Here is an 18,893-nt window from a genome sequence, read left to right as displayed (position 1 = left end):
TTCGGCAGAGACGTGGCTCCGTCAGTCCGGCGAGCAGGCGGTGCATCCGCTCCGCGGAGCGGCGCACCACGCTCCCGCGAGCAGCTCCGCGGCACCGGTCAGGACACGCCGACCGGTGGCCGCGTCTTCGGACAAAAACGTTCGTCGCCGACGGTCGAACGCGCAGTCAGCCGTGGCGGGTCACGCAGGCCGACAGTCCCGTCAGTTCGACCGGTTCAGAGTTGTCGGGCGAGTAGATCACCATCTGGCCTTTCTCCATATACGGCACCTTGTCCTCCAGGGTCGACGGGATGTTCACCGACTTGATGGCGTCCTCGTCGCCGAGGTTGAGCACGAGCTTCGTGTTCACCTGTTTGAACACCGGGTCGGCGATGTCCTGTGGATCCTGGGTGATGAGAAAGAGCCCGAGCCGTTCCTTTCGGCCCTGTTTTGCCGCCTCGGTGAACGTCCGGACGACCTTTCGGGCCTGGACGGAGTCGGCGTCGGCGAGGAAGTTGTGCGCCTCGTCCATGCCGACGACGAGCGGGGTCCGCTTGATCCGGTCGTAGGAGGGGTCGTTCGAGAGCTTCTCGTCGACGAGGAGGCTCGCCACGGCGAGCACGACCGTCACCGTCGCCCGGGAGTCGTTGATGTGGTACGTGGGCACCACGGTCAGGCCGCCCGGTCGGACGAACTCGTGGATCTGTTCGGTGATGGGCCGGGCGGACTGGTCGAACACCCGACCGAACGTCGCAGAACGGACCCGCCGCTTGACCGCGTCGAAGGTCGCCTCGTGGACCCGGCCAGTCTCGTGGAGCTCCTCCTTGAGGCCGGGGTCGTCGAGGAAGGTCGTGAACTGATCGTACGTACCCCCGTCCCCGGCCTGCCGGAAGAACCGGTGGATGAGGTTCTCCAGGGCGTTGTACTGGTTGTCGTTGAGCGCCGCGCCGGCGACCAGCCACGGCCGCGCCCGTGTCATCGAGAAAGGAACGGTGAACGAGGCCTGTTCGGCCCGGTGGCCCTCGCCGGGGTACGACGACCCGGCCACCTCGGGGACGAACGCCACGGTGTCGTCGTGGCCGCCGTGGGCGACGCCCTCGCGGTCGAGGCGTCGAGCCGCCTCCGCGGAGAGGCTCGCGTTGTCGTCGTGCATCTGGGCGTACTCGTCCTGGGGGTCGAACTGCACGACGGCGGGGGCGACCTTGCGGCCGTCGTCCATCTCGTACCGGGTGTCGAGGAACTGCCGGAGGACGTTTTTCGAGGCGTGTGTCTTGCCGGAACCGGTGCCGCCGGCGACGAGGGTATGCCGGAAGACGAGCGGGTCGCCGTCGGCGTAGTCGTTCTTCAGCCGGTAGTCGATCGTCGGGGGCGACGCGGCCGTTCGGACCTTCTCGCCGCCGACGGAGAGGTGGCCGAGGAAGATCCCCTCGCGCGGGATCTTCAGGCCCGCCTTGATCTGGGCTGCGTCTGTCGCCTCCTGCACGACGGCGCCCGGCTTGGGGACGCGGTCGGTCATCCGGCGCTTCCACTCGTCGTCGCTCGAATCGTAAAACAGGACGGCGACGGGGGCGAGTTCGGCGACGAACTTGTAGTCGCGCTCCTCGAAGCCGTCGCGGCGCATCGCCCGCCGGGCGGCGATCTCGGTCGCGTCGTCCTCGTGAAACTCCTGGGCGTACTCGAGAGCGGTGATCCGACAGAAGAGCAGTTCGCGGTCGGGGTAGGGAACGAGGAGATACTTCCCTAGCCGGACCGACTCGCGGTTCCCGGTCGTGATGAACGCCTCCATCGCGGTCTCGTCGCCGTCCTCGGCGACCCTGAGCCCCCGGGAGACGGAGACAACGCCGACGCCGCGGTCCTCCCCGGCGGGCGTCACGTCGTACGACTCGAAGCTCGACTCGTCGCCGCGGTCGGCGACCGCATCGTCCCCGTCGGCTGTCGCGGTCGACGCGGGCCGACCGGCCGGCTCCCCGTCGCCGCCCTCGGTGTCGGGGTCGGACGCCGTGGACGAGCCGTCGAAGTCGGTGAAGTCACCGAGGTCGGACATGTCTCAGGCAGGGAGACCCGCGAATAAATCCCTTTCCCCACCCACGGTCACGCGCCGTGACACGACGGTGGCGAACGGTCGATCGGTCCCGGGTGACGCGACCGGACGGGGTGCCGATCCCGCCGCGACGGACAGCGTTTACCCGTCGGAGCCCCTACCGACGCTATGTTGTTGATCTCCGGTCACGGCGGCGGCACGGCGCTCACCGGGACGCTGTACGAGCGCGGCGAGACGCCGCCGACGTTCAGAGGCGCGCCGAACGAGAAAGCGCCGTACGTCTGGGTCTGCGACGAGTTCTACGAGGTCGAAAGCGGCGGCTCCGTGACGACGATCGACGGCCAAGAGATCCACGTCGCGTTCGAGTCGCCGATGCCCCGTGGGTTCGAGACCAAAGAACAGGCGCTCGCCGCGGCGGAAGAACACGTCCGCACGCAGTTCGCTCGGGTCGGCGTCCCCGCCACCGAGGTCCGGATCGAGGTCGAGCACACCGAGCCCTGACCTGCTCGACGCTACATCACCCCCCAGCGCTCCTCGTCGTACCGGCGAACGGCATCGGAGTCGAGGTACTCCTCGAGTTTCCGGCGAAGCGCCGCCTTCTCCCCCTGGCTGACCCGGGCGAGTTCGTCAGCCTTCCCGACGGCCGGCGGCGGGCCGCGGGTGACCGCGACGTCGTGGAGCAACTGCTGGGTGAGCCGTTCTCGCGTCTCGTCGTCGCGGACGAACACGGCCGGGGACTCGACGCGGTAGCAGACGTCCGTCCGAGGGTCGTAGATCGGGAAGAAGGCGACCTCGTACGCCGTCGGGTCGAGTTCGCGGTCGACCCCGAGCGCGTCGCCGCCGGCGGCCATCGTCCGATCGGTGCCGCCGCGGGAGACGAACCAGTCGGTGAAAGTGAGACAGTCGGTCCGGCGCTCGCCCGCCTCGTCGTCCCACCGCTCCAAGAGCCGGGTGAAAAGCGCCGTGTCGTCGCTCCAGGGGGCTTCGACCCCCTTCTTCCTGAGTGTCTGGACGATCCCCCGCGACGCGGGGTTCTTCACGAAGCCGACGAGGGGGATGTCGCGCTCGGCGAACCGTTCGACGAGCCGGACGTAGTTCTCGACGACTTTCCTGGGTGTGGCCTCGCTCGCGAGGTCGCGCAGGGTCGCGTCGCCGTCCTGCCAGGTGAACACCTCCATCGGGTAGACGGGACCGTCGAGCACGAGCAGGTCGTCGACGGCGTCGGCTTGCAAGAGCGCGTGTTCACCCTCCGCCAGGTACAGCGAGAGCGCGTGGACGACGCCCTCCGCGTAGCGGTCGACGCGGGGGGCGTGGAGCACCTTTCTCCTCGAATACCCCTCGTCGTCGACAATCCAGTCCGTCTCGCAGTCGACGGTCGGGTCGTTGGCGTGGACGGTCACGACGAGCGTCCGCGCGCGGTGGAGGTCGAGGTCGGAGGGGACGCCGGCCATCGCCGCCTGCGCCACGTCGAGCACCAGCCCGTTCTTGAACGTCGTCGGGTTGATCGTCCCCGAGTCGAGCCCGTGGACCGACTCGAACGGCGGGTCGGCGAGGGCGACGTCCTCGATGGCGACCGACCGGCGGCGCTTCTCGTCGACGGGTTCGACGACGACGCGGGAGCCGTCCCGAAGCGGGTCGAGAAAGCCCTCCCAGACCTGCGTTGCGAGGTCGCCGTGGTCCGAGTCGTCGACGGCGTTGGCGATGGCGCTCGCCAGGCGCGCGATGCCGTCGACGTGGACGCGGTCGAGAGTCATACCGGGGCTCTCGCGCCCGGCTACCAAAACCCTGTCCTCGTCGATCGGCGGCGTAAACGGAGTCCCGACGGTCCCGACACGGACGTGAAGCCGCCGGTCGGCCGGAGAACGGAGCCCGCCCGTCAGCCGCCGAGGAAGTCCTGGCGGACCTGCGGGTCGTTCAAGAGGGCGTCGCCGGAGTCGACGTAGCGGTTCTCGCCGTTCGCGAGCACGTAGCCGCGGTCACAGCGGCGGAGCGCTTCCTTGGCGTTCTGTTCGACCATCAGGATGGCCGTGCCGTCGTCGTTGATCGCGTCGATGCGGTCGAACATGTCGTCGACGAGGTCGGGGGCCAACCCGGCCGACGGTTCGTCGAGGAGCAAGAGCGCCGGTTCGAGCATCAGCGCCCGTCCCATCGCGAGCATCTGCTGTTGGCCCCCTGACATGGTTCCGGCCTTCTGTTCTTTCCGCTCGCGGAGGATCGGGAACCGGTCGAACACCGCTTCGAGGGCGTCTTCGGGCACCTCGTCGAGGATGTACGCCCCCATTTCGAGGTTCTCCTGGACCGAAAGAGACGTAAACGTGTTGTCGTTCTGCGGGACGTAGCCGATCCCCTCGTGGATGATCTGCTCGGGAATGAGGCCGGTGATGTCCTCGCCGTCGAAGGTCACCGTGCCGCCCATGTGGGCGGTGAGGCCGAAGACGCTCTTCATGAGCGTCGACTTTCCTGCTCCGTTCGGGCCGACGATGGTGACGTACTCCCCGTTCTCGACGAACATGTCGACGTCCGTCAGGATCTGCAGGTCGCCGTAGCCGGCGTCGAGGCTCTCGACGTCGAGCAGACTCATACGTTCCCCCCGAGGTACGCCTCGATGACTTCCTCGTTCGCCTTGATGTCCGCCGGCGTCCCCTCCGTGAGCACCTTCCCCTGGTGGAGGACGATGACGTGCTCACAGTTGTTCATGATGAGGTCCATGTCGTGTTCGACGAGCAGGAACGTGTACCCCTGCTCGCGGAGCTCGTGGATGTGTTCGAGCAGCCGCTTCTCCAGTGACGGGTTGACACCGGCGAAGGGTTCGTCGAGCAACAGCATGTCGGGGTCCGTCAACAGCGCCCGTGCCATCTCCAGCAGCTTTCGCTGGCCGCCCGAGAGGTTGCCGGCCTCCTCCTCGGCGATGTGGTCGATCTCGAAGAACTCGAGCGTCTCCCACGCCCGTTCGAGGAGTTCTTCCTCCTGTTTGATGACGCTCCCTCGCATGCCGGGCGTCACGGACCGCCAGAGGCTCTCGCCGATCTGGCTCTTCGGGGCCAACATCATGTTCTCCAGGACGGTCATCTCCTTGAGTTCGCGCGCGATCTGGAACGTCCGGACGAGCCCCCGGTTCGCCACCTGGTGCGGTTCGAGCTTCGTGATGTCCTCGCCGTTGAACGTCACGGTGCCGGAGTCGGGGGTGTACATCCCCGTGATGAGGTTGAACGTCGTCGACTTGCCGGCCCCGTTCGGCCCGATGAGCCCGGTCAGCGAGCCGTGTTCGACGTCGAAGCTCGCGCCGTCGACCGCCGTGATGCCGCCGAACGACTTGTGGAGGTCCTCGACCACGAGCGGATACTCGTCGTCGATGTCGACCCCTTCGGTCGCGAGCGCCTCCGGGGCGTCGACGTCGTCCGGCGCGCCCTTGCCACCACCGTCGGGGCTCGACTCGGTGTCCGTGGCCTCACTCATCTTCCTCACCCCCGTCGGCGACGGCTGCACGGCCGCGTCTGGCCGAGAGATCGATGCTCGCTGCCGTCTCCTTCCGGTGACCGAGTAAGCCTTCGGGACGGTTGTGCATCAGCCAGATGAGCACGACACCCATGATGACGAGCTGGAGCTGGCGGACGCTGTCGAGCGTGTACCAGATGAACGGCAGAGGATCCGCCTGTGAGATGAGCGGCGAGATGGCCGGCCCGAACGAGCCGGGCGCGTCCGCCGACGGGAGGATCTCCTCGAGCACGTTCTTCAGGTAGCGCGGCCCCTGGTAGAGCACCGCCGCGAACACCGCCCCGCCGACGATGCTGCCGGTGTTCGACCCCGCGCCGCCGATGATGAGCGCGATCCAGACGAAGAAGGTGATGCGCGGCCGGAACGTATTCGGCGTCACCGCGCCCTGCCCCATGAACCAGAGGATCCCCGCCAGGCCCATGAGCGCACAGCCGAGCATGAACGACTTGATCTTGAAGCCGTTGGTGTCCTTCCCGAGCGAGTTGGCGACGTCCTCGTCCTCGCGGATAGCCTTGAGCACTCGGCCGAACGGTGACTCGCCCGTGCGCTTCAGCAACCAAAAGTACCCCGCGACGAAGATCAAGAGGACGAGCCCGTAGACGAGTCCGTCGACGACGGGCTTGGGGTTGGTGGGAATGATCGCCCTCGACGCCTCGACGACTCCCAGGTACGCGTCCCAGAGCCCGAGCGCCGAGAAGAACGCCGCCAGCGGGTCCTGGTAGTTGAGAATGACGCCCGAACCGCCGCCGAAGCCGACTCTCCTCCCGAAGAGCTGGAACTGCTGGAACTGCGAGGAGAGGAAGGTAAAGCGGACGATCTCGGACATCGCGATGGTGACGATCGCGAGGTAGTCTGCCCGCAAACGCAACGCCGGGAGGGCGACAACCAGCCCGAGAAGGGCCGACGCGACCATCCCAGCGATGATGCCGACGATGAGCGGAAGCCCCAGCCCACCGACCTGTGCGGCGCTGCCGGGCTGGTAGATCGGCTTCGAGACGAGTGCCATGACGTAGATCCCGACGGCCATGAAGCCGACGATGCCGATGTTGAACAGTCCGGTGTACCCCCAGTGGAGGTTCAGCGCGAGCGCCAGCATCGCGAACACGCCGATGAAGAAGGTCAACACGGCGAGCGAGTTCAGTTGGCCGCGGAGCGAGAAGCCGAGGACGACCCCGCTGACGATGTACGCGAGGTAGAGCACTGCGAGGAGCAGGAGGATCAGTCCCGCGTCCCCGCCCGGAACGCGTTCGGTGAACCGATCGACGTCGACGCTCATGCGGTTGCCCTCCCGGCGAAGATGCCCTGCGGTTTCACGAGGAGGATGACGATCATGACGACGAACGCCGCGGCGCGGGCGAACGCCGACGGGATCCAGATGACCGACATCGACGCGGTGAGACCGATGATGAGCCCGCCGGCGATCGCGCCGTAGATGGAGCCGATTCCGCCGAGGATCACCGCCGCGAAGATGAGGAGCAAGAGGAGCCAGCCGTCGTTGAAGCCGAGCGTCCCCTTCCAGAGGACGAACATGTAGCCCGCCACCCCGGTGAGGCCGCCGCCGATGATCCACGTCGACCGGACGACGCGTTCGGTCGGGATCCCCGTGATCCGCGCGAGGTCCTCGTTGTCGGCCATCGCGCGCATCGCCTTGCCGAGTTTCGTCGTCTGCAACAGGACGTGGACGCCGAGCATCAGCCCCCCGGCGACGACGACGAGCGCGATGTCGTGCGCCGAGATGAACACCTGACCGTCCCAGAGGTACGGTCCGATCTGTGGGGGCTGTGCCGTCGTCCCGCGGACGTCCGACCCGAAAATGAACTGCATCATGTAGCGAAGCGCGAAGGCGACTCCGATACTGGTGATGAGAAGGGTGATACCGTCCTCGTTCCGGATCGGCTTGTAGATGAACCGGTCGACGCCGAGCGCGAGGAGGATCGTGAATCCGCCGGCGATCACCAGGCCGAGAAGGACGGCCAGTGGCGTCCCGAGCACGCTGATCCCGAGCGCGCCGCCGAACACCGAGCCACCCGCCCCGACGAGCAGGAGCGATCCGACGTCGGAGCGTCCGAGTCCAGCGATCAGGTACGTCGTCGCCCAGCCGGAGAACGCGCCGGCCGTGATGTAATCCCCGTGTGAGAAGTTCGCGAAGTTCAAGATACTGTACGTCATCGACAGCCCGATTCCGGCGAGGCCGATTACGAGCCCACGCATCAGGCCGTCCCAGACGAGTGACCCGATGTCGTGGACCTGTACGTCGCCGGTGCTGAACTGTCGAAACAGGTCGAAGACCAGCACGACGGCGACGAGCGCGATCAGGAGCACACCAGGGCGCTCGATCGCGATCTGTCGGCCGCGGGAATAGGTGTCAGCGATGCCCATGATGATAACTGTCCTCATGGTCCTGCGGTCGTCAAATATGCATAAACCTTTCTTCCCACGGACGTTTCCTTCAACCGAACGACAGTGTCTCCGGCCGGAACGAGACGGATCTAAACGTACGTCCAGTTATCGTAAGAGAATGCACAGTTATGGGCGCACCTGACCCCGAAACGCACATCGAACCGGCAACGCTGACCGATGTCGACCCCCTCGTCGACCTCTGGGTCGAACTCGCGCGCGACCAGCGTGCGTACGACTCACACCTCGCGGGCGAGGCGAACCGGACGCCCGTCCGCGAAGCGCTCGCACAGCACGTCGTCACCGACGGGGTGCGCGTCGCGCGGGCCGACAGCATCGTCGGGTTCGTCATGTTCGGGCTCGAACAGGGCGACTACGAGCAGACGGTCACCCGCGGCGTCGTCCACAACCTCTTCGTCGTTCCGGGGTCTCGCGGTCAGGGCGTCGGGAGCGCGTTGCTCGGGGCGGCGGAGTCGGCGCTCGTTCGCGCCGGTGCCGACGTGGTCTCGCTTGAAGCGATGGCGGCGAACGAGCGCGCCCGACGGTTCTACGAGCGACACGGCTACCGACCACACCGGGTGGAACTGGAGAAACCGGCCCGAAGCGATACACACTCAAAGGAGGACGGATAACTCGAAAGCGCGCCAGGGGAGCATGGGCGGTTCATGCACTCGACTTGTAATCGAGACTTCACGGGTTCGAATCCCGTCCCTGGCTCTTTCTGCGCGTGAACTCCCGTCCGTCTCCTCGGTAGTGCCATCGGGTGAGCGACGAGACGCCCCGAGAACCACCTGCCGGTAGCCGATCAGATCTCCCGTCCGGGCGCTCTCCCGCGAGCTCTCGCGTCGCGGTCGAAGCCCAGCCAGACGCTGAGGCCGCAGGCGACGAGGAGAAGATACGGGGGGACGACGACGACCGCCAGGGCCAACGCTTCGAGCGGTCGGAACACGCCGTACCAGAGACACGCACCGAACGCCGCACACGCGAGGAGCACCGCGACGATCGAGCCGAGGTTGAACGCCTGCGCCGACAGCGGTCCGGGTTTCAGCCTCACTGTTCCCATCTACTGAACGAACGGACGCCGCTGGCACACAAGTAGCTCACGCCCCGGCTCTCAACTGCGATACTCTGCCCGACCCGACGGTCCGGCCGACAGTCCGGCGCGACGCGATAGCGTCGGTCCCGGACGTCCAGTGGTCGTCGACCGGCTCGTCAGGATCGCCACCGCGCGAGCGCGAGCAGCGCGATCAGGGCACCGAGGACGACGAGCGGGCCGAAGCCGGGTGTGGCGGTCGACGTCGTCGGGGAGGCCGTGGGCGAGGCCGTCTCGGTCGGGGTCGCTGTCGTCGTGGGAGTCGCCGTCTCGGTCGGGGTCGGCGTGGTCGTGGGGGTTGGCGTCGGGCTGTCGGTCGCCGTCTCGGTCGGTGTCGGCGTGGTGGGGGTCGCCGTCGGGGTGTCGGTCGACGGTTCGGCCGGCGGAAGCGGGGTCGCCGTTCGGCGCGGTCCCGTCCGGACGGTCACGGTCTGCGTCGCGTCCTCCAGATCGCTCCCTTCGACCGTGATCCGGAACGTCCCCTCGGGTTCGTCGGAGAGATCGAGCGTGACCGAGTCGCCGCTGGTCGTGAACCGATCGCCGGACGCGACCGCGCTCGTCACGTCCAGGCCGTCGGGACTGTCGACGGTGAGGTCGAGTCGATCGGCCGCGTCGAAATTGTACTCGACGGTGACGGTGAGGCGCTCGCCGGTCGGCTCCCAGCCGTTCGTCACGTTGGCTCCGTTCTGGTTCCTGACGACGACCTCGGTCACGCGCGGCTCGACGACCGAGAAGTCCGCTCGGTCGTCGCCGTCGACCTGGACGTCGTATGCGCCGGTCGGCAGCCCGGCGAAGTCGGCGTCGGTCGACTCGCCGAGATCTTCGATGGTGCCGTCGGCATCGCCCGCGACACCGACGAGCGTCACGGAACCCGGGCCGACGGTCCCGCCGCCGGTCAGCTCTACCGCGGAGACGTTGAGCGTCTCGCCGACGAAGACGCGGACGGGCGGTTCGGTGTCCACCGGCTGGCCCCGTGGTGCCGCCACGGCACCGGCCACGCCGGAGACGACGAGGAGAACGACAGCGAACAGGACGGGGAGACGAACGTTCATACGGATCTGGATACGAACTGAACGGTAATCAGCCTGTCCGCGGCGGAGTCGATGCGCGAGACGCGGTACGATCGAGCGGCTGTCGAGACGACGGTCGCCGAGCCGTGCTTCGGGGGCGGTCCCGGAACGGCGAGTGACGGGCCCGTCCGACGGACGACCGAGTAGCCACTCCACCGGTCGGGTACAAAGAACGAATGAGTCGTTGGCTGGCCGGCGAGATGCGGCCGTGACGGATGCGAGGGTCAGAGACGGTACGTGACTGCGTCCGCGACCGGGGACGAACCGTCTGTTCCGCGACGTCAGCGGATCGTGACCCGTGCTCCGCAGGTCGGACAGGCCGGTCCCCCGTGTGCGTCATCCAGTTCGAGTCTCTCGCCGGTCCACCCGCATCCCGGACAGTGGACTATCGTCGTTGTGGCCATTGTGTTCCCCCATGGACGACTATGATGTATCCTGGCAAATAGCTATCGCCGTCTCGCTCGGCGGGCGCATCGGCGGGCGGAGCGGTCGCTGATCGGTTGGTTCCTCCGATAATACGCCGGGAGACAGCGTCAGATCCGTGTACCCCTACCCGTAGTCTGCCGCTGGACCTCCTCGGTCTGCCGTAATGTACCGACGACTGGAATAAATACCTTGTGTCAGACGCTCGTCGGACGAAACCCGGCCGAGATGGCGGTCAGGACTCCTCAGTCGTCGATTCAGTGGCTTCCGGCGTCCCCGAGAGGAACCGCAGTGGCCCCGACTGGAGGACGACGCCCGGATCCAGCGGCCGTTCCTGCAGCGAGGTCACCTTCAAGCAGGCGACGTAGATCGTGAGGTGGCTCGCGGCGTACGCGAGGACGACCTGGACGAGCAACGGGACCTCGAGCCCCGCGATCCCCAGCGAACCGAAGACGAAGAGGACGGCGGCGGCGGTCGCGACGAGGCTCCCGAGCTGGAGCGTCACACCGATGAAGGCGGTGATCGCGGTGTCGACGCGTGAGGTGGTGTACGGCGTGTACAGCGCCGCGGTGACGACGCTCACCGCGACGAGGACGAGCCCGACGGGGAGCGCTACCACCGCGAACGCGGTCTGCATTCGTTTCCGGTAACGGGCGGCAGCGATTTAATTGTATCTGCGTGACTGACTGACACGGAGTCGGACAGATCGAACCGGGAGCGTTCCGGCCATCGCGGTCACCCACCGCGTGCTTCGCCGCTCCGTCCCGGTGCGTCGTCGCGGCCGTCAGCGCCGTTGCCGTCCGATCCCTGCTCGTTCCCCGCGTCGTCCCGGCCTCGTTCGTCGCCGCTCCCGTTCGGCTGTCCCTCTCCCACCGGCCCGCCGTCGTCGGTGGCGTTCTCGCTCCCCGCCTGGTCGGGTGGGCCGTTCGCCGGGGCACCCTGTCCGTCGTCTCGACTGCTTCGGTTCGCCTGGTCAGGGGGGCCACCCGGTGAGTCACCCGCGCCACCGTCGCCACTCCGGCCGGGCGCATCGGCCGCCGGACCGGCCGGTGCTCCCCGGCTCCGGTTCGCCGCGCGGTCGGGACCGAACCCGGATCCGACCGCTGGCCCGGCGACCGACCGGGCGACGGCCGCCCGCTCGGGACCGGTGAGCGCTCCGGCCGCCGAACGGAGCGACCGTAGCTCGGTCACGTTCACCCCGTTCCGTCCGAGGGCTCCGTCCGGGAGTTCGGCCGCGGTCGTCGACGCCCGACCCGTCACCCGCTGGACGGTGACGACCTGCGCGCTCAGCTGTGCGGTTCGGACACGGTACTCGCGTTCGCTCACCGTCCCGTTCTCGTAGGCCGCGTCGAGTCGCGTCAGCTCCGTTCGGAGCGCCGCCAGCCGGCTCCGGCTCTGGTTCGCCTGTCGGGCGAGCACCGCCGCTTTCGAGTCGGCCGATGCCGAGCGGTTCAGCTGGTGGCCGAGCGAGCGTGACTCGACCTCGCCGCCGAGTTCCGCCCCCTGGACGCCGACGGCGCCGGCCAGCCGTGTTCCCGGTGCGGTCTCGGTTCCGTTCTCGCTTGGATCGTCCGTCGGCTCCGTCTGTTCCCAGCCCGTCGCTTCCGTCGGCGCGACCGACGCCGCGGAGCCCACCGCGACGACCGGAAACGAGAGCGCCCCCAAGACGACGAGGGCGACGACGATCACGACGACGGTCCCGATGCGTGTCATCTCGCTCCTCGCTTCGGGCGGCGTCCGCTTATACACCCGCGACCGTCACGGCGAATCAACCCCGATTCATCCGGGTTTACCCCCGTGCCGTCGTCCGGTTCGAGCGATAACGTCACGCTAAGCCGTCGTCGGGGAAGGAGACGACGTTCTCGCGTCCGATCCGGAACGTCTCGACCGTGTCGGCGTCGCGCATCTTCCCGATCACCTGACTCGTCTTCGCGTCCGACCACTCCAACTCCGCGGCGATCGCCTGCTGTTTCATCCGCCCGTCGTTGTGTTCGAGGAGCGCCAGCACGCGTTCCTCGTTACTGAGGAGTTCGTCGGTCCAGGGGGCGGCCGGCTCGTCTCCGCCGTGACGCGTCTCGGCGTCCGAGTCGTGCGGTTCCGCGCTCGCGTCGCGCCCGCTGTCGGGAGCCACCGAACCCGCGTCGCCGTCGGAGCCGTCGGCCGGCTCGGCGCCGCCACCGCTTCGCGAGCGTCGCCAGGCGAGCGCCGCGAGGACGCCGATCGCGACGACCCCGACGGCCACGAGTAGCGACACCGGCTCGCCAGCCGCGGACTCGCCGGCGGCCGAGTCGCCGTCGTCGGGACCGGCGTCGTCGCCGTCACCGCCCTCTCCGGCGGCTGTCGCCGTCTTCGTCTCGGCCGCCGACAGGACGATAGCCGGCTGGCCCGTGTCGAAGTCGAGCGGACCGACCCAGACGACGGCGTCGTCGCGGCGCTCGTCGGGTGAGGGATCGACGGCGGTCGGCCTGTAGCCGTCGGGCCACGCGACGAGGAGCGTCGTCTGGCGGTCGAGGAAGAGGCCGGCGAGCGCGTCGCCGGCCCGGAGCTCGTCGTCCGACGTGGCGGCGAAGCCCGTCCACTCGAAGCCGTACGTGACGACGCCGTACTCCTGTGGGAGCTGCTGGCGGGCGGTGTCGATCGTGACGTTCCGCACGCCCATCTCCCGCCCGGTCGTGTTCTCGGCCGCACGGGCGGTCGCTCGCATCCGCTCGCCGAACGTCGCCGTGTACGCCGTCTCGTTCGCCGCGATGTCGGTCCGGAGCGACTCGAACGCCGCCGTCGTGTTCTCGTCGTTCAGTCGGACCCGGTACTCGACGGTCCAGCGCGCGCTCCCGTCCGCGCGAAGGTCGACGCCCAACAGGACGCCGTCGGGTTCGATTCCAGCGTCACCCAACTGCGTCGCCCCGAAGCCGCCTGACCCGTGGTCGGTCGCCCGCACGTCCCCGGACGCCGCCCCGCCGCCGACGAGGAGCGCCACGGCGATGAACACGACGACGACTCGGCGGCCACGACTCATTCTGTCCGGTCCGATGGCCGGAGCGTTCTTAAACGTTGCAACACCGGGCGACGCGTTCGGGCGTCGAACCCATCTCTCAGAACGAATAATCGACCCACAGATAACAGGCGCTAGCTTGATAGCCCTGAACGATGCACCGACTGATGTGCGCCCCGATGACCCGATCGCCAAGCGGGTTCTGAGCGATTCGCCGTACGAACGCCTCCAGGCCCGCCAGTTCAGTTACTTCGCCCAGCCGATCGACCGAAAACTCGCGCTCCAGAGCTACCTGCTGTTCGCGCTCGCGGCGCTGCTCCCGATCATCGCTGTATTCCCGCCCGGCCTCCGCCGAGCCTACTTCGCGGACGTGGCCGCCGCGTCGCCGAAGGTCGCGTTCATCGCGCTGGTCGCGGTTGTCTTCGTCGCCGGCACCGGCGTCGGTCACGCGATCGTCGAACACGTCCGGCTCCGCCTCCGGCCGCTCGACGAGAACCAGGCCCGGGAACTCGTGACGTTCGAGACCCTCTGTTCGATGCTCGGCTTCGGCACCGGCGGCTTCGCCACCCTCTCGACGTACGTGCTCGTGCTCATGGGCTTCGGCGGTGAGCGACTCCTCGACTCGTTTCTCGCCCTCGGCGGCGGCAACCCGTTCGCCCCCTCGAACCTCGGCGTCAGCGTCGGGACGGTGACGGTCCTGGCGCTCGTGAGCGGCGTCGCGCTCCAGGTACTCTCGGCTCATCTCCACGTCCGGGCGATGCTCGCCGCGGCCGAGTGAGCGGATCGAGCGGTCAGTTTTATCATCGAGACGGTCCTATCTCTGTGTATGGACGGCGCAGATCAGTTCTTTCTCGTCGTCTCGACCCTGTTGTTACTGCTCATCGTGGTCGGCATCGTCATCAGCGTTCTTTGACGGTCCGGCAGACAGTCGGAGATACCGTCACGAATCCGTCAGACCGCCGTCCGACGGCGGGGGAAAAGTTTACAATACGTGTCTCACATCTCCGTCACGTTATGCCGGAGTGCCAGAACTGCGGTTCTTTCGTAACCCCCGCGTATGCCCGCGTCTTCACCCCCGACGGTGTCGAAAACCCCCGTGTCTGCCCGAGCTGTGAGGACATGGTCCGCGACGGAGCGGACGTCAGGCAGGCTCGTTCCCCGCGAAACACGAACTGACTGCGTACCGCCCTCGCTTTCTTTCCACCAGTCCCTGCTCCGAAAGGGTCCGCAGAACGCTGTAGAGTGTCAGCTTCGTCATCGCCAGCCCGGTCTTCAGTTCGCCGACGGTGGCCGACCCCCCGGTCGCGAGGTAGAGGTAGACGAGTTTCGCTCGCGGCGACTGAACGCCCTCGGGCACCTCGATGTGTGTCGACTGCGCTGTCATCGCTCCACGGATACGGTACGACGATACTAAAACCCTCATTCAACGATCGTCGAAAACCGGGCGACGGGTGAGGGTATCCATCGAACGGATCACGGAGTGGAAGGGGCGGGAGTCGAACCACGCGAAGCCAAATATTCGCCGGATGACACGGGGTCGCCCGGCGTGCTCTACCACTGAGCCACCCTTCCACGTGGGTATCGTTCCGGCCGCGTCAAATAGCCGTTGGTGACGACGGGAAGCGAGTCGGTGGAAACGTGCGACTCCGTCAACAACAGGAGGAAAAGCGGGACGGGACGGGACGACTCAGTAGCTCCGGATCTTCGGTTCGTACGCCTTCTCCTCGCCTTCGAGGATGACGGGACGGAACCACACCTCGGGGGTACCGTCGTTCCACGAGAGCATCGTGTGCTTCAGCCACGACTCGTCCTTGCGTTCTTGATGCTCCTTGCGCCAGTGTGCGCCGCGGAACTCGTCGCGAACGAGCGCGCCGAGGGTGATCGCCTCCGCGATGTCGAGGATGTTCCGCGTCTCGATGGTCTGGATCAGGTCGGTGTTGAACGTCCGCGACGGGTCCGAGACGGCGACGTCCTGGTACGCCTCGCGCGCGTCGCGGATGTCGCGCAGCGCCTGCTTGAGCCCCTCTTCCTCGCGGAAGACGTTGACGAAGCGGGTCATCGACTGCTGGACTTCCGCGCGGATGTTCGCGTGGTTCGTCCCGTCGCGGGACATGAGCGCGTCGACGCGGGTCCGTTCGTCGGTGACCGCGCGTTCGACGCACTCGTCGGGGGTAAGTTCCGCGGTGGCACCGCCGTCAGACCTGGTCTCACGTGCTCCCGAACCGTCCGGCTCGTGACCGCCGTCGGGTGCCGCTCCGCCGTCGGCGGCGACGTCGCCCGGCTCACGGCCGGTGACCTCCCCGGGCGTGACCGGGGTGTCGACCTCGCCGACCTCGTACTCGCCGCGCTTACCCGTCTCGATCCGTGCCGTCCCCAGATCACGGCCGGCGGCGTGCTGGCCGGCGCGCTTGCCGAAGACGATGAGTTCCGGCAGAGCGTTGCCTCCCAGGCGGTTGGCCCCGTGGACCGAGGCACAGGCGCACTCGCCCGCGGCGTACAGCCCCGCCACGCAGGTCTCGCCGTTCTCGTCGGTCTCGACGCCGCCCATGGCGTAGTGCTGGCCGGGTTTGACCGGCATCGGCTCGTCGAGGCCGTCGACGCCCTCGAAGTCCTCCGCGAGGTGGAGGATGTTCTCCAGGCGGTCGATGATGCGCTCCTCGCCGAGGTGACGCATGTCGAGGTGGACGTACTCGTCTTCGATTCCGCGCCCCTCGTTCACCTCCGTGAGTTCGGCGCGGGAGACGACGTCCCGCGAGGCGAGTTCCCCGGCGTTGTTCGCGTAGCCGTGTTCGTACATGAACCGCTCGCCCTCGGCGTTGTAGAGGATCCCGCCCTCGCCGCGGACGCCCTCGGAGATGAGCACACCAGTGGACGGAAGCGTCGTCGGGTGGAACTGGATGAACTCCATGTCCTCGATGGGGACGCCCGCACGGTAGGCCATCGCCACGCCGTCGCCGGTGTTGGAGACGGCGTTGGTCGTGTGATCGAACACCTGTCCCAGCCCGCCCGTCGCGAGGACGACGCCCTTGCGGGCGCGGAAGCCGGCGATCTCGCCGGACTGGATGTCGTACGCGACCACGCCGTGGCAGGTTCGGTCCTCGGGGCGCTCGTCGTCGCTCACGGCGAGGCGGGTGGCGTACCACTCGTCGTACACCTCGATGCCGCGTTTGACCAGCTGTTCGTACATCGTGTGGAGCAGCTGGTGGCCGGTCTCGGCTCCTGCGTACGTCGTCCGGGGGAACGAGAGGCCGCCGAACGGGCGCTGGGAGACGCGGCCGTCCTCGTCGCGCGAGAACGCCATCCCCCAGTGTTCGAGCTGGATCGTCTCCTTCGGGCTCTCGGTACAGAGCGCCTCCACCGCCGGGGCGTCGGCGAGGTAGTCCGACCCCTTCATGGTGTCGTAGGCGTGGTCCTCCCAGGAGTCGCCCTCGCGGAGCGCGGCGTTGATGCCGCCCTCGGCCGCGCCCGTGTGGCTTCTGACTGGGTGGAGCTTCGTGACGATGGCCACGTCGGCCCCTTCTTCCTGTGCTGCGATGGCCGCACGCAGGCCCGCACCGCCCGCGCCGACCACGATGACGTCGTGTTCGTACATTGTGTGAGTGAGTGTCCGTGTGTCCCGCGTTCCTTTTAAACGTCCGTCCGTGTGTGCCGGTTAGGACCGGGTGAACTTGAGGGTTTCCGCCGCCGTCCCCTCTGTCACCAGAACTTCAGGTTGTTCTTGACCGCTTCGCGTTTGAGTTCCTGGATGTGCTCCGTCAGGGGGATGTCCTTCGGGCAGACCTCGGTGCAGGAGAACTGCGTCTGACACCGCCAGACGCCGTGTTCCTGCTCGATGATCTCCAGCCGCTGTTGCTTGATGTCCTCGCCCTCGCGTTCGTCCATCGCGAACCGGTAGGCCTTGTTGATCGCGGCCGGGCCGAGGTACTGGTTGTCGCCGGCGGCGATGTTACAGGAGGACATACACGCGCCACACCAGATGCACCGGGTGGACATCTTGACCTTCTCGCGGTTCTCCCTGGTCTGCCGTTGTTCGTCGAGTTCACCCTCCGGGAGGGAGTTGGTCTGGAAGTACGGCTCGACGGCCTCCATCTGGTCGTAGAAGTGCTCCATGTCCACGACGAGGTCTTTCACCACCTCCTGGTGGGGGAGCGGCTCGACGCGGATCGGCTCCTCTAACTCGGCGATCTGGGTCTTGCAGCCGAGCCGCTGTCGCCCGTTGACGAACAGCGCGTCGGAGCCACAGATGGCCTGGCGACAGGAGTGCCTGAAGGTGAGCGACGAGTCGTACGTGTCCCGCGCGTACATCAGCGCGTCGAGGACGGTCATCCCCTTCGTGAAGGGGACGTGAAACTCGTCGAAGCGCGGTTTCTCTTTCTCTGGTACCTCGGGGTCGTAGCGGAACACCTTCAGCTGGACGGTATCCTCGGCTTCACGCGCGCGCTCGGCCTCCTCGGCCTGCCGTTCGCGCTCGCGTTCGGCCGCTCGCCGTCGGCGTTTCGCCCGCCGCTCGTCGCCCTTCGAGGGCTGTTCGGTCTCCGGTTCCGCCTCCTGCGTCTCGGTCTCGGGAAGTTGCGTACTCATGGTGTTAGAACGTCGGGAAGCCCGCCCACGCGTTCGCCGTCCGGATGCCCTGGACGATCAACACGGCGCTGGCGACGAGGAGCACCCCTCTGACGACCTGTAGTTTCGTGCCGGTGAGCCCCTGGTTGACGAGGGCGTTGTAGACGCCGTTGACGCCGTGGAACGTCGCCGTCACGAGGAACAGGATCATCAGCGAGTAGTACGAGAGCTGTTCCATCCTCGCGGAGGACATCGCGAACGTCACCTCGTCGGCGTGGTTGACGAAGTGCAACAGGAAGAAGTGAAACGCGAGCACGATGACGAGAAACGCCGCCGTGATGCGCTGCCAGAGCCACCGACGGCCGCCGGGCTTGAACGACGAGTAGCGCTCGGCCACCGTCAGAACACCCCCGCCAGGAACGTCGGCACGCTCGCGACGACGATCGCGCCCGTCAGCACGAGCGAGGCGTAGAAGCTCTTGTCCTGCGCGTCCAACCCGACGCCGAGATCCACCAGCAACAGTCGGAGACCGTTGAGGATGTGGAACACCGCGACGGCGAGCAGCCCGACCTCGAGGATGCGCACCACGAGGAGGCTCTCGAGCGCCTGGATCGTATCGGTGTACGCCCCGGCACCCGACAGCGCGGTCGACAGCACCGCGATATGGGTGAAGAGATAGCCCACGAGCACCCAGCCCGTGAACTTGTGGAACACCCAGGCCCACATCCCCGCGGAGAACTCCCGCCACCGACCGAAGTCCTCGACGAGACCACGATTGTAATGCTTACTCATGCTCCTGTGTGGCTCTGTACCGGGGTGGTATAGAAGTTACGCGTTCGCCGA

20 protein-coding genes and 2 tRNA genes are annotated in these 18,893 nt (G+C 67.3%); 5 read left to right on the top strand and 17 right to left on the bottom strand.

The window, feature by feature from the left end; translation table 11 throughout:
- Positions 1-166 precede the first annotated feature (166 nt).
- Positions 167-2,023 carry an ATP-binding protein gene (locus NKJ07_RS04380; RefSeq protein ID WP_318569373.1) on the bottom strand — a complete coding sequence of 619 codons (1,857 nt, stop codon included), beginning with the start codon at positions 2,021-2,023 and terminating at the stop codon, positions 167-169.
- Between the two features lie 165 nt (positions 2,024-2,188).
- Here NKJ07_RS04380 and NKJ07_RS04375 point away from each other — a divergent pair, with 165 nt between their 5' ends.
- Positions 2,189-2,521, top strand: a complete 333-nt coding sequence (locus tag NKJ07_RS04375) for a DUF7113 family protein (protein ID WP_318569372.1) — start codon at positions 2,189-2,191, stop codon at positions 2,519-2,521.
- A gap of 11 nt (positions 2,522-2,532) precedes the next feature.
- Here the strand turns inward: NKJ07_RS04375 and NKJ07_RS04370 are convergent, their stop codons facing one another.
- From NKJ07_RS04370 to NKJ07_RS04350, 5 genes are all read right to left on the bottom strand, one after another.
- Positions 2,533-3,774, bottom strand: a complete 1,242-nt coding sequence (locus tag NKJ07_RS04370) for a DNA double-strand break repair nuclease NurA (RefSeq protein ID WP_318569371.1) — start codon at positions 3,772-3,774, stop codon at positions 2,533-2,535.
- A gap of 122 nt (positions 3,775-3,896) precedes the next feature.
- Entirely contained in the window at positions 3,897-4,601 is a 705-nt protein-coding gene (locus NKJ07_RS04365; RefSeq protein WP_318569370.1) for an ABC transporter ATP-binding protein, read from the bottom strand.
- The gene (locus NKJ07_RS04360) at positions 4,598-5,476 is read right to left on the bottom strand and encodes an ABC transporter ATP-binding protein (protein ID WP_318569369.1); all 879 of its coding nucleotides are present in this window, start codon (positions 5,474-5,476) and stop codon (positions 4,598-4,600) included. The genes NKJ07_RS04365 and NKJ07_RS04360 overlap by 4 nt, the downstream gene beginning before the upstream one ends.
- Positions 5,469-6,791, bottom strand: a complete 1,323-nt coding sequence (locus NKJ07_RS04355) for a branched-chain amino acid ABC transporter permease (RefSeq protein ID WP_318569368.1) — start codon at positions 6,789-6,791, stop codon at positions 5,469-5,471. Before NKJ07_RS04355 ends, NKJ07_RS04360 begins: the two co-directional genes overlap by 8 nt.
- Positions 6,788-7,726 (bottom strand): branched-chain amino acid ABC transporter permease, encoded by a 939-nt coding sequence (locus tag NKJ07_RS04350; RefSeq protein ID WP_318570530.1) that lies wholly within the window; start codon positions 7,724-7,726, stop codon positions 6,788-6,790. The genes NKJ07_RS04355 and NKJ07_RS04350 overlap by 4 nt, the downstream gene beginning before the upstream one ends.
- Positions 7,727-8,043: 317 nt before the next feature.
- On the opposite strand from NKJ07_RS04350, the gene NKJ07_RS04345 reads away from it, so the two are divergent.
- Both NKJ07_RS04345 and NKJ07_RS04340 read left to right on the top strand, forming a co-directional pair.
- Positions 8,044-8,544, top strand: coding sequence for a GNAT family N-acetyltransferase (locus tag NKJ07_RS04345; RefSeq protein WP_318569367.1), 501 nt, complete (start codon positions 8,044-8,046; stop codon positions 8,542-8,544).
- 11 nt (positions 8,545-8,555) lie between these two features.
- A tRNA-Thr gene (locus NKJ07_RS04340) sits at positions 8,556-8,629 on the top strand.
- An 88-nt stretch (positions 8,630-8,717) separates the two neighbouring features.
- Here NKJ07_RS04340 and NKJ07_RS04335 read toward each other — a convergent pair.
- The 5 genes from NKJ07_RS04335 to NKJ07_RS04315 all read right to left on the bottom strand — a co-directional run bounded on the left by NKJ07_RS04335 (position 8,718) and on the right by NKJ07_RS04315 (position 13,514).
- Positions 8,718-8,975: a hypothetical protein gene (locus NKJ07_RS04335; protein WP_318569366.1), complete on the bottom strand. Its 258-nt coding sequence runs from the start codon at positions 8,973-8,975 to the stop codon at positions 8,718-8,720.
- A gap of 149 nt (positions 8,976-9,124) precedes the next feature.
- Positions 9,125-10,057 (bottom strand): hypothetical protein, encoded by a 933-nt coding sequence (locus tag NKJ07_RS04330; protein ID WP_318569365.1) that lies wholly within the window; start codon positions 10,055-10,057, stop codon positions 9,125-9,127.
- A gap of 676 nt (positions 10,058-10,733) precedes the next feature.
- Entirely contained in the window at positions 10,734-11,135 is a 402-nt protein-coding gene (locus NKJ07_RS04325; protein WP_318569364.1) for a DUF8133 family membrane protein, read from the bottom strand.
- A gap of 98 nt (positions 11,136-11,233) precedes the next feature.
- On the bottom strand, positions 11,234-12,211 hold the full coding sequence (locus tag NKJ07_RS04320) for a hypothetical protein (RefSeq protein ID WP_318569363.1): 978 nt from the start codon (positions 12,209-12,211) through the stop codon (positions 11,234-11,236).
- 112 nt (positions 12,212-12,323) lie between these two features.
- Positions 12,324-13,514, bottom strand: a complete 1,191-nt coding sequence (locus NKJ07_RS04315; protein ID WP_318569362.1) for a helix-turn-helix transcriptional regulator — start codon at positions 13,512-13,514, stop codon at positions 12,324-12,326.
- A gap of 145 nt (positions 13,515-13,659) precedes the next feature.
- On the opposite strand from NKJ07_RS04315, the gene NKJ07_RS04310 reads away from it, so the two are divergent.
- On the top strand, positions 13,660-14,268 hold the full coding sequence (locus tag NKJ07_RS04310; RefSeq protein WP_318569361.1) for a hypothetical protein: 609 nt from the start codon (positions 13,660-13,662) through the stop codon (positions 14,266-14,268).
- 236 nt (positions 14,269-14,504) lie between these two features.
- Positions 14,505-14,666 (top strand): DUF7563 family protein, encoded by a 162-nt coding sequence (locus NKJ07_RS24385; protein WP_425504719.1) that lies wholly within the window; start codon positions 14,505-14,507, stop codon positions 14,664-14,666.
- Here NKJ07_RS24385 and NKJ07_RS04305 read toward each other — a convergent pair.
- The 6 genes from NKJ07_RS04305 to sdhC all read right to left on the bottom strand — a co-directional run bounded on the left by NKJ07_RS04305 (position 14,632) and on the right by sdhC (position 18,842).
- Positions 14,632-14,874 (bottom strand): helix-turn-helix domain-containing protein, encoded by a 243-nt coding sequence (locus tag NKJ07_RS04305; RefSeq protein WP_318569360.1) that lies wholly within the window; start codon positions 14,872-14,874, stop codon positions 14,632-14,634. The genes NKJ07_RS24385 and NKJ07_RS04305 overlap by 35 nt on opposite strands.
- Before the next feature lie 97 nt (positions 14,875-14,971).
- Positions 14,972-15,062: transfer RNA gene (locus NKJ07_RS04300), tRNA-OTHER, on the bottom strand.
- A 115-nt stretch (positions 15,063-15,177) separates the two neighbouring features.
- The gene (locus tag NKJ07_RS04295) at positions 15,178-17,082 is read right to left on the bottom strand and encodes an FAD-binding protein (protein WP_318569359.1); all 1,905 of its coding nucleotides are present in this window, start codon (positions 17,080-17,082) and stop codon (positions 15,178-15,180) included.
- Between the two features lie 104 nt (positions 17,083-17,186).
- On the bottom strand, positions 17,187-18,071 hold the full coding sequence (locus NKJ07_RS04290) for a succinate dehydrogenase/fumarate reductase iron-sulfur subunit (RefSeq protein WP_318569358.1): 885 nt from the start codon (positions 18,069-18,071) through the stop codon (positions 17,187-17,189).
- 4 nt (positions 18,072-18,075) lie between these two features.
- Positions 18,076-18,447 (bottom strand): succinate dehydrogenase hydrophobic membrane anchor subunit, encoded by a 372-nt coding sequence (locus NKJ07_RS04285; protein WP_318569357.1) that lies wholly within the window; start codon positions 18,445-18,447, stop codon positions 18,076-18,078.
- A 2-nt stretch (positions 18,448-18,449) separates the two neighbouring features.
- Positions 18,450-18,842 carry a succinate dehydrogenase, cytochrome b556 subunit gene (gene sdhC / locus NKJ07_RS04280; RefSeq protein WP_318569356.1) on the bottom strand — a complete coding sequence of 131 codons (393 nt, stop codon included), beginning with the start codon at positions 18,840-18,842 and terminating at the stop codon, positions 18,450-18,452.
- Positions 18,843-18,893 lie beyond the last annotated feature (51 nt).

Source organism: Salinigranum marinum (assembly GCF_024228675.1).
Lineage (GTDB): Archaea > Halobacteriota > Halobacteria > Halobacteriales > Haloferacaceae > Salinigranum > Salinigranum marinum.
This window is presented reverse-complemented; position numbering and strand designations above follow the sequence as displayed.

Bases quoted from the DNA above. Each gene is read 5' to 3' on its own strand.
- NKJ07_RS04380 (WP_318569373.1), bottom strand. From the start codon at position 2,023: ATGTCCGACCTCGGTGACTTCACCGACTTCGACGGCTCGTCCACGGCG.
- NKJ07_RS04375 (WP_318569372.1), top strand. From the start codon at position 2,189: ATGTTGTTGATCTCCGGTCACGGCGGCGGCACGGCGCTCACCGGGACG.
- NKJ07_RS04370 (WP_318569371.1), bottom strand. From the start codon at position 3,774: ATGACTCTCGACCGCGTCCACGTCGACGGCATCGCGCGCCTGGCGAGC.
- NKJ07_RS04365 (WP_318569370.1), bottom strand. From the start codon at position 4,601: ATGAGTCTGCTCGACGTCGAGAGCCTCGACGCCGGCTACGGCGACCTG.
- NKJ07_RS04360 (WP_318569369.1), bottom strand. From the start codon at position 5,476: ATGAGTGAGGCCACGGACACCGAGTCGAGCCCCGACGGTGGTGGCAAG.
- NKJ07_RS04355 (WP_318569368.1), bottom strand. From the start codon at position 6,791: ATGAGCGTCGACGTCGATCGGTTCACCGAACGCGTTCCGGGCGGGGAC.
- NKJ07_RS04350 (WP_318570530.1), bottom strand. From the start codon at position 7,726: ATGCGTGGGCTCGTAATCGGCCTCGCCGGAATCGGGCTGTCGATGACG.
- NKJ07_RS04345 (WP_318569367.1), top strand. From the start codon at position 8,044: ATGGGCGCACCTGACCCCGAAACGCACATCGAACCGGCAACGCTGACC.
- NKJ07_RS04335 (WP_318569366.1), bottom strand. From the start codon at position 8,975: ATGGGAACAGTGAGGCTGAAACCCGGACCGCTGTCGGCGCAGGCGTTC.
- NKJ07_RS04330 (WP_318569365.1), bottom strand. From the start codon at position 10,057: ATGAACGTTCGTCTCCCCGTCCTGTTCGCTGTCGTTCTCCTCGTCGTC.
- NKJ07_RS04325 (WP_318569364.1), bottom strand. From the start codon at position 11,135: ATGCAGACCGCGTTCGCGGTGGTAGCGCTCCCCGTCGGGCTCGTCCTC.
- NKJ07_RS04320 (WP_318569363.1), bottom strand. From the start codon at position 12,211: ATGACACGCATCGGGACCGTCGTCGTGATCGTCGTCGCCCTCGTCGTC.
- NKJ07_RS04315 (WP_318569362.1), bottom strand. From the start codon at position 13,514: ATGAGTCGTGGCCGCCGAGTCGTCGTCGTGTTCATCGCCGTGGCGCTC.
- NKJ07_RS24385 (WP_425504719.1), top strand. From the start codon at position 14,505: ATGCCGGAGTGCCAGAACTGCGGTTCTTTCGTAACCCCCGCGTATGCC.
- NKJ07_RS04305 (WP_318569360.1), bottom strand. From the start codon at position 14,874: ATGACAGCGCAGTCGACACACATCGAGGTGCCCGAGGGCGTTCAGTCG.
- NKJ07_RS04295 (WP_318569359.1), bottom strand. From the start codon at position 17,082: ATGTACGAACACGACGTCATCGTGGTCGGCGCGGGCGGTGCGGGCCTG.
- NKJ07_RS04290 (WP_318569358.1), bottom strand. From the start codon at position 18,071: ATGAGTACGCAACTTCCCGAGACCGAGACGCAGGAGGCGGAACCGGAG.
- sdhC (WP_318569356.1), bottom strand. From the start codon at position 18,842: ATGAGTAAGCATTACAATCGTGGTCTCGTCGAGGACTTCGGTCGGTGG.